Annotated in this window: 7 protein-coding genes; 5 read left to right on the plus strand and 2 right to left on the minus strand. The window is 67.4% G+C overall.

Translation table 11 applies throughout. The features are described from left to right. Positions 1–32 precede the first annotated feature (32 nt). The 5 genes from zwf to AAC050_RS02330 all read left to right on the plus strand — a co-directional run bounded on the left by zwf (position 33) and on the right by AAC050_RS02330 (position 5,422). Complete coding sequence (zwf, locus tag AAC050_RS02310) at positions 33–1,499, plus strand: glucose-6-phosphate dehydrogenase (protein WP_339913430.1); 1,467 nt, start codon at positions 33–35, stop codon at positions 1,497–1,499. Between the two features lie 13 nt (positions 1,500–1,512). Further along, complete coding sequence (pgl, locus tag AAC050_RS02315) at positions 1,513–2,220, plus strand: 6-phosphogluconolactonase (RefSeq protein WP_339913431.1); 708 nt, start codon at positions 1,513–1,515, stop codon at positions 2,218–2,220. 14 nt (positions 2,221–2,234) lie between these two features. After that, on the plus strand, positions 2,235–4,109 hold the full coding sequence (edd, locus tag AAC050_RS02320; RefSeq protein ID WP_339913443.1) for a phosphogluconate dehydratase: 1,875 nt from the start codon (positions 2,235–2,237) through the stop codon (positions 4,107–4,109). Continuing rightward, on the plus strand, positions 4,106–5,074 hold the full coding sequence (glk, locus tag AAC050_RS02325; protein ID WP_339913432.1) for a glucokinase: 969 nt from the start codon (positions 4,106–4,108) through the stop codon (positions 5,072–5,074). The genes edd and glk overlap by 4 nt, the downstream gene beginning before the upstream one ends. Positions 5,075–5,158: 84 nt before the next feature. Continuing rightward, positions 5,159–5,422, plus strand: coding sequence for a hypothetical protein (locus AAC050_RS02330; protein ID WP_339913433.1), 264 nt, complete (start codon positions 5,159–5,161; stop codon positions 5,420–5,422). Positions 5,423–5,514: 92 nt separating this feature from the next. On the opposite strand, the gene AAC050_RS02335 is transcribed toward AAC050_RS02330, so the two are convergent. Both AAC050_RS02335 and hmgA read right to left on the minus strand, forming a co-directional pair. Further along, complete coding sequence (locus tag AAC050_RS02335) at positions 5,515–5,886, minus strand: hypothetical protein (protein ID WP_339913434.1); 372 nt, start codon at positions 5,884–5,886, stop codon at positions 5,515–5,517. Continuing rightward, positions 5,883–7,181 (minus strand): homogentisate 1,2-dioxygenase, encoded by a 1,299-nt coding sequence (gene hmgA / locus AAC050_RS02340; protein ID WP_339913435.1) that lies wholly within the window; start codon positions 7,179–7,181, stop codon positions 5,883–5,885. The genes AAC050_RS02335 and hmgA overlap by 4 nt, the downstream gene beginning before the upstream one ends. Positions 7,182–7,726: the final 545 nt, after the last annotated feature.

Below are 7,726 nucleotides of genomic sequence, written 5' to 3' on the forward strand. Positions count from 1 at the left end.
TGAAACACGTTTGAACGGGAAGCGACATCTAAATGGCGGCACTGGTTCTCTTCGGCGGCGGCGGCGACCTGGCCATGAGGATGCTGCTGCCTTCGCTCTACTTTCTGGAGCGGGACGGCCTGTTGCCGGACGGGCTGAAGATCATCGCCGCCGCGCGCAGCGAAGAGACGGTGCCGGACTATGTCGCCCGCACGCGTGAGGCAGTCGAGACCCGGGCCCGGGCCGACGGCGGCTGGGATCCGGCCAGTTGGGACCGGCTGGCCGTGCGCCTCGACTATCTGGCGGTCGACGCCACCAAGGCCGAAAGCCTGAAGGCGCTGAAGGCAAAACTCGGTGACGATGAGGACCTGACTGCCTTCCTGGCCGTCTCCCCTTCCCTGTTCGGTCACATCGTCGACGCCATGGCCGCCGCCGGACTGGCTGGCCCCCGTTCGCGCATCGTCATCGAGAAACCCGTCGGTCGTGACCTCAAGTCCTTCCTCGATATCGACGAGGCCGTGCGTCGGGCCTTCACCGAGGACCGCGTGTTCCGCATCGACCACTATCTCGGCAAGGAGACGGTCCAGAACCTGATCGCCCTGCGCTTCGGCAACACCATTTTCGAACCGCTGTGGAACAATCTGACCATCGACCACGTCCAGATCACCATCGGCGAAACCGTCGGTGTCGGCGACCGCTGGCCCTATTACGACGAGTACGGCGCCCTGCGGGACATGATCCAGAATCACATGCTGCAGCTGCTGTGCCTCGTGGCCATGGAACCGCCGTCCGACCTCGATCCGGACTCGGTGCGCAACGAGAAGGTCAAGGTGCTGCGCTCGCTGCGTCCCGTCACCTCGCATGATGCCGAACGGACCACTGTGCGGGGTCAGTACATCAACGGCAGCGTCGAAGGCCGTCCGGCCCAGAGCTATGCCGAGGAACGGGGTCAGCCGTCCGACACCGAAACCTTCGTCGCCATCCGCGCCAATATCGATAACTGGCGCTGGGCCGGAGTGCCCTTCTTCATGCGCACCGGCAAGCGACTGAAAGAGAAGCGCACCGAGATCGTCATCCAGTTCAAGGGCGTTCCCCATTCGATCTTCGGCGGGGAGGACCTGCGCGGTCAGGTCAGCGACAACCGGCTGGTGATCGAACTGCAACCGGACGAAGACATCTCCCTGACGGTGATGAACAAACGGCCCGGCCTGGACCTGCACATGCAACTTCAGCCGATCCGCATGTCCCTGTCCTGGGGCGTCGATGGCAAGGGCACAGCCGCGCCACGCCGCCGCATCGCCTATGAGCGCCTGCTGCTGGATGCCATGGCCGGCGATTCCACCCTGTTCGTTCGCCGCGACGAGGCGGAAAAGGCCTGGGAATGGGTCGATGACCTGTCCAGCGCCTGGGAGCATGTCGGGTTGAAGCCGGAGACCTATGCCGCCGGCACATGGGGGCCACCGTCCGCTGATCTGCTGATGGCCCGTAGCGGTCGCGCCTGGAAGTCGCACGATGAATAACGACCGCCCCGTTATGCCTGAGATCGAGGTATTCGCCGACGGTGCCGCCTGGGTCAGCGCCTGCGCCACCCGCCTGACCGACGGCCTCGCCGCCGCCGTCACTGCCCGGGGACACGCGACATTCGCCGGGTCAGGCGGGTCAACGCCATCGCCGGTGTATCGCCACATGACCGACGCCGTTCTCGACTGGTCAAAGGTCACGGTCACCCTCGTCGACGAGCGCTATGTCCCCGAGGCATCGCCGGACTCCAACGCGCGTTTGCTGAAGCAGACCCTGCTGACGGGCCGTGCGGCAGCTGCGCGTTTCGTGCCCCTGTTTCACGCTTCAGTCACCGTCGACCGTTCGGCCCTGATCGCGGCCCGGACCCTGGCCACCGGGGTCGGCGGAATCGACGTGGTTCTGCTGGGCATGGGTGAGGACGGCCATATCTGTTCGATGTTTCCCGGCAGTCCGACCCTGAAGGCCCTGCTCAGCCCGAACCTTCCGCCGACCGTCCTGGGCGTCCCGGCCGGACGTGACGGGACCGCGCCGTCGATGGAACGTCTGTCGATCAACCTGCCTTATCTTATGCATGCGGAGCGGGTGATCCTGGCCCTGACCGGAAGTGCCAAACGCGCGGTGTTCGAACGCGAGGCCGCCGGTGACCCGGCAATCCAGCCGATCGCCGCCCTGATCCATGCCAGGGTCCCGCTCCAGGTCCTGTGGACGGAGACTGCCTGATGACTGCCGCCAAAATCAAGCTTCACCCCGTCGTCGCCGCGGTCACCGCCCGCATCGTCGCGCGCAGCCGCACCACCCGCGCCGACTATCTGCACCGCATGGACGCAGCCCGGAATTCCGGGGCCGGGCGGGCCAAATTGTCCTGCGCCAACTGGGCCCACGCCTTCGCCGGGGCACCGGTCAAGGACAAGCTCAACGCCATGTCGGGCACCCAGCCCAATGTCGGGATCGTCACGGCCTACAATGACATGCTGTCGGCGCATCAGCCGTTCGAACGCTTCCCGGCGATCGTCCGGAACGCGGTGCGCGCGGTCAATGCCACGGCCCAGGTGGCCGGCGGTACCCCCGCCATGTGCGACGGCGTCACCCAGGGCCGGCCCGGCATGGAGTTGTCGCTGTTCAGTCGTGACGTCATCGCCATGTCGACCGGCGTGGCCCTGACCCATGACGCGTTCGACGCGGTCCTGTGTCTGGGCGTCTGCGACAAGATCGTGCCCGGCCTGTTCATGGGGTCCCTGGCCTTCGGCCATCTGCCGGTGGTGTTCGCCCCGGCCGGTCCCATGCCCTCGGGCATCCCCAATGCCGAAAAGGCCCGGGTTCGCGCCGAATACGCGCAGGGCAAGGTCGATCGCGCCACCCTGCTGGAAAGCGAGATCGCCTCCTACCATTCGCCCGGCACCTGCACCTTCTACGGTACCGCCAATTCCAACCAGATGATGATGGAGCTAATGGGGCTGCACCTGCCCTCGACCGCCTTCGTCCATCCCGACACCGGTCTGCGCGACGCCCTGACCGCGGCGGCGGCACAGCGTGCCGTCGAACTGGCCCGTACCGGCGAGGGGCGGATGGCCGACGTTATCGACGAGAAATCGATCGTCAACGGCATCGTCGCCCTGCTGGCCACCGGCGGCTCGACCAACCACGCCATCCATCTGGTGGCCATGGCCCGGGCAGCCGGGGTTCTGATCGACTGGACCGACATGGACGAGCTGTCCTCGGTAACCCCGTTGCTGACCCGCATCTATCCGAACGGTTCGGCCGATGTGAACGCCTTCCAGGCTGCGGGCGGCGTGGCCTTCGTGACCCGCGAACTGGCCCTGTCCGGTCATATGCATTCGGACGTCACCACTGTCATGGGGCAGGGCATCGCCGCCTATTTCCAGGAGCCGTCGCTGGTCGACGGCGAACTGGTCTGGCGCGACGGGGTCACTGAAAGCCTCGACACCGATATCCTGCGCCCCGCCTCGGATCCGTTCGATCACGAAGGCGGACTGCGCCTGCTGACCGGCAATCTGGGTCGGGCCGTGATCAAGGTTTCGGCGGTCAAGCCCGAGCACCGCACGGTCGAGGCCCCGGCCCGGGTGTTCGACAGTCAGGAAGGCTTCCTCGCCGCCTTCAAGGCCGGGGAACTGGACTGCGACGGCATCGCCGTGGTCCGTTTCCAGGGACCACGCGCCAACGGCATGCCCGAATTGCACAGCCTGTCCCCGGGTCTGGGCGTGTTGCAGGATCGCGGCTTCAAGGTCGCCCTGGTCACCGACGGCCGTATGTCGGGCGCCTCGGGCAAGACCCCGGCGGCGATCCACGTCACGCCCGAAGCCCTCGACGGCGGGCCCCTGGCCTATGTGCGTGACGGTGACATCATCCGCGTCGACGCCGAGGCCGGCGAACTGTTGATCCGTGCCGTGCTGACGGACCGCGAACGGGCCCGGCCCTCCGAGGTTCAGGACTGGGGCTACGGGCGCGAACTGTTCGGCAGTTTCCGCGCGGCGGTCGGATCGGCCGAACGCGGGGCCTCGGTCTGTTTCAGCGACATTCACGGACATGCGACGCCCGAAGTGAAGGACGTGACCGATGCGAACATCAGTAATGCGGCGGTAGACGCATGAGCAACTCCACCCTGATGGTCGGTGACGTCGGCGGCACCAATGCGCGTTTCGCTACCGCACGGCTGGTCGACGGACGGCCGGTTCTGGACCGGATCGACAGCTTTCCGGCCGATCGCTATCCGACCTTCCTCGCCGGGGTGGCGGCCTTCATCGACGGGTGCGCGGTCAAGCCGACCGGCGGCGTCCTCGCCGTAGCCGGGCCGGTCCTGGACGGTGAGATCGACCTGACCAATTCGCCGTGGCGGGTGTCGGAGACCGAGCTGCAGACCCTGGGCCTGAAGCCGGTCCGGCTGATCAATGATTTCGAGGCCCTGGCCTGGGGGGCACCGATCGTGCCGCCGGACCAGCTGGCCTCGCTGGGAGGGCCGGACACCGGCGAGCCGCACACCGCCATCGCCGTGCTCGGCCCCGGGACCGGCTTCGGCGTCTCGGCCCTGGCCCGCGACGTTCACGGCCGGGAAATGGCCCTGCCCAGCGAGGGCGGTCACGCCTGTTTTGCCCCCGGCGACCCGGTCGAGGACGAGATCCTGCGCATCCTGCGACGACGCTATGGCCGCGTCTCGATCGAACGGCTGATCTGCGGCCCCGGCCTGCTGAACATGCACCGGGCCCTGGCCGAGATCGACGGGCGCGAGACCCATATCGACGATCCGGCCGAGATCACCCGCGACGCCCTGGCGGATCCCCGCAGCGCGTGCGGGGCCACCCTGGCCCGTTTCTGCGCCATCCTGGGGGCCGTGGCCGGGGATATCGCCCTGACCATGGGGGCGCGCGACGGGGTCTATATCGCCGGCGGTATCGCGCCGCGCATCCTGCCGTTCCTGCAGTCCAGTCCGTTCCGCGAACGCTTCGAGCGCAAGGGGCGGTTCGAGGACTATATGGCAGCGATTCCGACCCGGGTGATCCTGCACAAACACGCTGCCCTGCTGGGGGCCGCCCGGGTCGCCTTCGCCGACATCGGCTAGAAAATTCGAATTTTTATCACGTCGGCGTGAACCCAATTGAGGGCGCAGCGTTATCGGGTTTCCACTCAGGAAGGAAGCCATACCATGCGTAAACTGATCATTGCCACCGCCGCTACTTTTGCGTTTGCCGGCCTCGCCGCCTGTGAAAGCCAGGCCGACAAGGCCGCCGAAGTCCAGGCCGACGCCCTCGAGGCCCAGGCCGCCGCGACCTCGAATGAGGCGCAGGAAACCGCCCTCAACGCCGAGGCCGACCGCATCGAACAGCAGGCCGGCAACGCCGACGGTGGCATGACCACCGCCAACACCCCCAACACCTCGCCGTCGGATCCGGCAGCGCCGGGTCACTGAGACCCACCGTCGAACGACGGACTGAATGAGGCCTCCGTCGCGAAAGCGGCGGGGGCCTTTTTCATGGGCGATCCGGCCCGGGCAGTACCGCGTCAGTCGATGCAGAGCGTCGGTCCGGCGCGGCCGTTCTCGACCGTGGTGAAACAGCCGAAATTGTTGCTATTGGCCTGACACTGGCCGACGGCGGCCGTGCCCTCGCGCGGGGCGGGAGCGGCGTCCTGCAGACGGCAGTCGCCCAGACAGTCGTCGCCATCGCGGCAGCGTTTGCCGGCGTCAGCGTATTTGATCACGCACTGCAGGGTCTGCATGCGGCCGACCGGGCGCAGCTCGCCACCCCGCGCGGCGCAGGCCGAGGCCGTCGGGGTCTGGCCCGGGGTCACCGGGTCAGCGGGTACCGGCACCACCGGGACGCAGGCCGTCAGCAGCAGGGCCGCTCCGGCCACGATCATCGCGCGCAGAGTCATGTCACGGCTCCCTTTTCAAAACCGGTCCAGACGTCGTCATAGTCCAGCTGCATCAGCGGGGTTTCCCGGGCCCAGGCCGTGGTGCGGATCGGTAGCCGCGTCTCGAACATGAAGGCCAGGGTGTCGGTGATCTTCACCGGCTTCAGCGGGGCCGAGACGGCCTTGTCATAGCTGGCCTGATCCGGGCCGTGGCCGCTCATGCAATTGTGCAGACTGGCGCCGCCGGGCGCGAAGCCGCCTTCCTTGGCGTCGTATTCGCCGTGCACCAGACCCATGAATTCGCTCATCACATTGCGATGGAACCACGGCGGCCGGAAGGTGTGTTCGGCCACCATCCAGCGCGGCGGGAAGATGACGAAGTCGCAATTGGCCGTGCCCGGCGTATCGCTGGGCGAGGTCAGGACCGTGAAGATCGACGGGTCCGGGTGATCGTAGCTGACCGTGCCGATGGTGTTGAACCGGGCCGTATCGTATTTGCACGGGGCCAGATTGCCGTGCCAGGCGACCACGTCCAGCGGGCTGTGATCAAAGGTCGTGCTCCACAGCCGTCCCCCGTATTTCTGGACGCATTCCGTCGGACGGTCGACGTCTTCGAAGGCCGCGACCGGGGTCTGGAAGTCGCGCGGATTGGCGAGGCCGTTGGAGCCGATCGGCCCCAGATCCGGCAGGCGGAAGGCCGCGCCGTAGTTCTCGCAGACATAGCCGCGCACCGGGCCGGAGACCTCGACGCGGAAGCGCACGCCGCGCGGAATGACGACGATCTCGCCGGGCCGGGCGTCGATACGGCCCATCTCGGTGACGAAGACATGGTCGCCCTGTTGCGGCACGATCAGCAGCTCGCCGTCGGCACAATAGAAGACCCGGTCGACCATCGAGCGGTTGGCCGCATACAGGTGGATGCCGACGCCGTTCAGCGCCTCGGCGTCGCCGGTGCCGCCATAGGTGATCAGCCCCTCGACCCAGTCGGTCGGTTCGCCCGGCAGCGGCAGGGCGTCCCAGCGCATGCGGTTGGGGTCGGGCGGCACCTCGGTGAAGGGCCCGGACCGCACCCGGCCCCGGGCGAACGGCTGATAGGCCGGATGCTGGGCCGAGGGCCGCAACCGGTACAGCCAGCTGCGCCGGTTCTCGCTGCGCGGGGCGGTGAAGGCCGTGCCCGACAGCTGTTCGGCATAGAGGCCCATCGGCGTCTTCTGCGGCGAATTCTGGCCCTCGGGCAGGGCCCCGGCGGCCGCCTCGGTGGCGAAATGATTGCCGAAACCCGGCATATAGGTCGGGGCATTGGTTCGCGTCGTCATGGTGCATCGTCTCCCGTGCCCAAGGTGTAGCGGGGCGATGGCCGTCCGTCACCCGCCCCGTCTGTCGCAGGGCACAGGGGACCGGACACGGATCATCGTCCGCACGCGAGGCTGCGGCTATGGAAGGACAGGCGGAGCGCCGGGCCTTCGCCCGGAAAAGGAAAGAAATACCGTTTCGACGAAGACAGACGCTCCGCGTGGCGAGTTTTCAGCAGCTTGCGTCGGGTGGCGCTGTTGACGCCTTACCGCAGCGCCCCTGACGGGCGGGCCGGGCCTGTGACCCGGTCCCCGGACCGGATGCGTATCCCCCGCACCCCTGACCCCGCTTCTCCACTCCCGCCGCACGCCAGGTCGCAGGCCAGGCGGCCCTTCCTTGCGACGGGACGGGGGCATTATCGGTGCGGCTGGAAGGGGGGTGGGGGAATGGGCTGGAGAAATGCGGAAAGCGTTGTGGGGCAAGGGATTGGGGGGAGGAATTCGGAGAGTGCGCGTCCTTCTCCCCTCGAGGGAGAAGCAACCATGTCAGTTTGGCGTGGCGGTCCAGG

Origin of the sequence: uncultured Brevundimonas sp. (assembly GCF_963974615.1) — a bacterium.
In the GTDB taxonomy this organism is placed as follows: Bacteria; Pseudomonadota; Alphaproteobacteria; order Caulobacterales; family Caulobacteraceae; genus Brevundimonas.

What these genes read in the sequence shown, in the direction of transcription:
- zwf (WP_339913430.1), top strand. Translation starts at nt 33, where the DNA reads ATGGCGGCACTGGTTCTCTTCGGCGGCGGCGGCGACCTGGCCATGAGG.
- pgl (WP_339913431.1), top strand. Translation starts at nt 1,513, where the DNA reads ATGCCTGAGATCGAGGTATTCGCCGACGGTGCCGCCTGGGTCAGCGCC.
- glk (WP_339913432.1), top strand. Translation starts at nt 4,106, where the DNA reads ATGAGCAACTCCACCCTGATGGTCGGTGACGTCGGCGGCACCAATGCG.
- AAC050_RS02330 (WP_339913433.1), top strand. Translation starts at nt 5,159, where the DNA reads ATGCGTAAACTGATCATTGCCACCGCCGCTACTTTTGCGTTTGCCGGC.
- AAC050_RS02335 (WP_339913434.1), bottom strand. Translation starts at nt 5,886, where the DNA reads ATGACTCTGCGCGCGATGATCGTGGCCGGAGCGGCCCTGCTGCTGACG.
- hmgA (WP_339913435.1), bottom strand. Translation starts at nt 7,181, where the DNA reads ATGACGACGCGAACCAATGCCCCGACCTATATGCCGGGTTTCGGCAAT.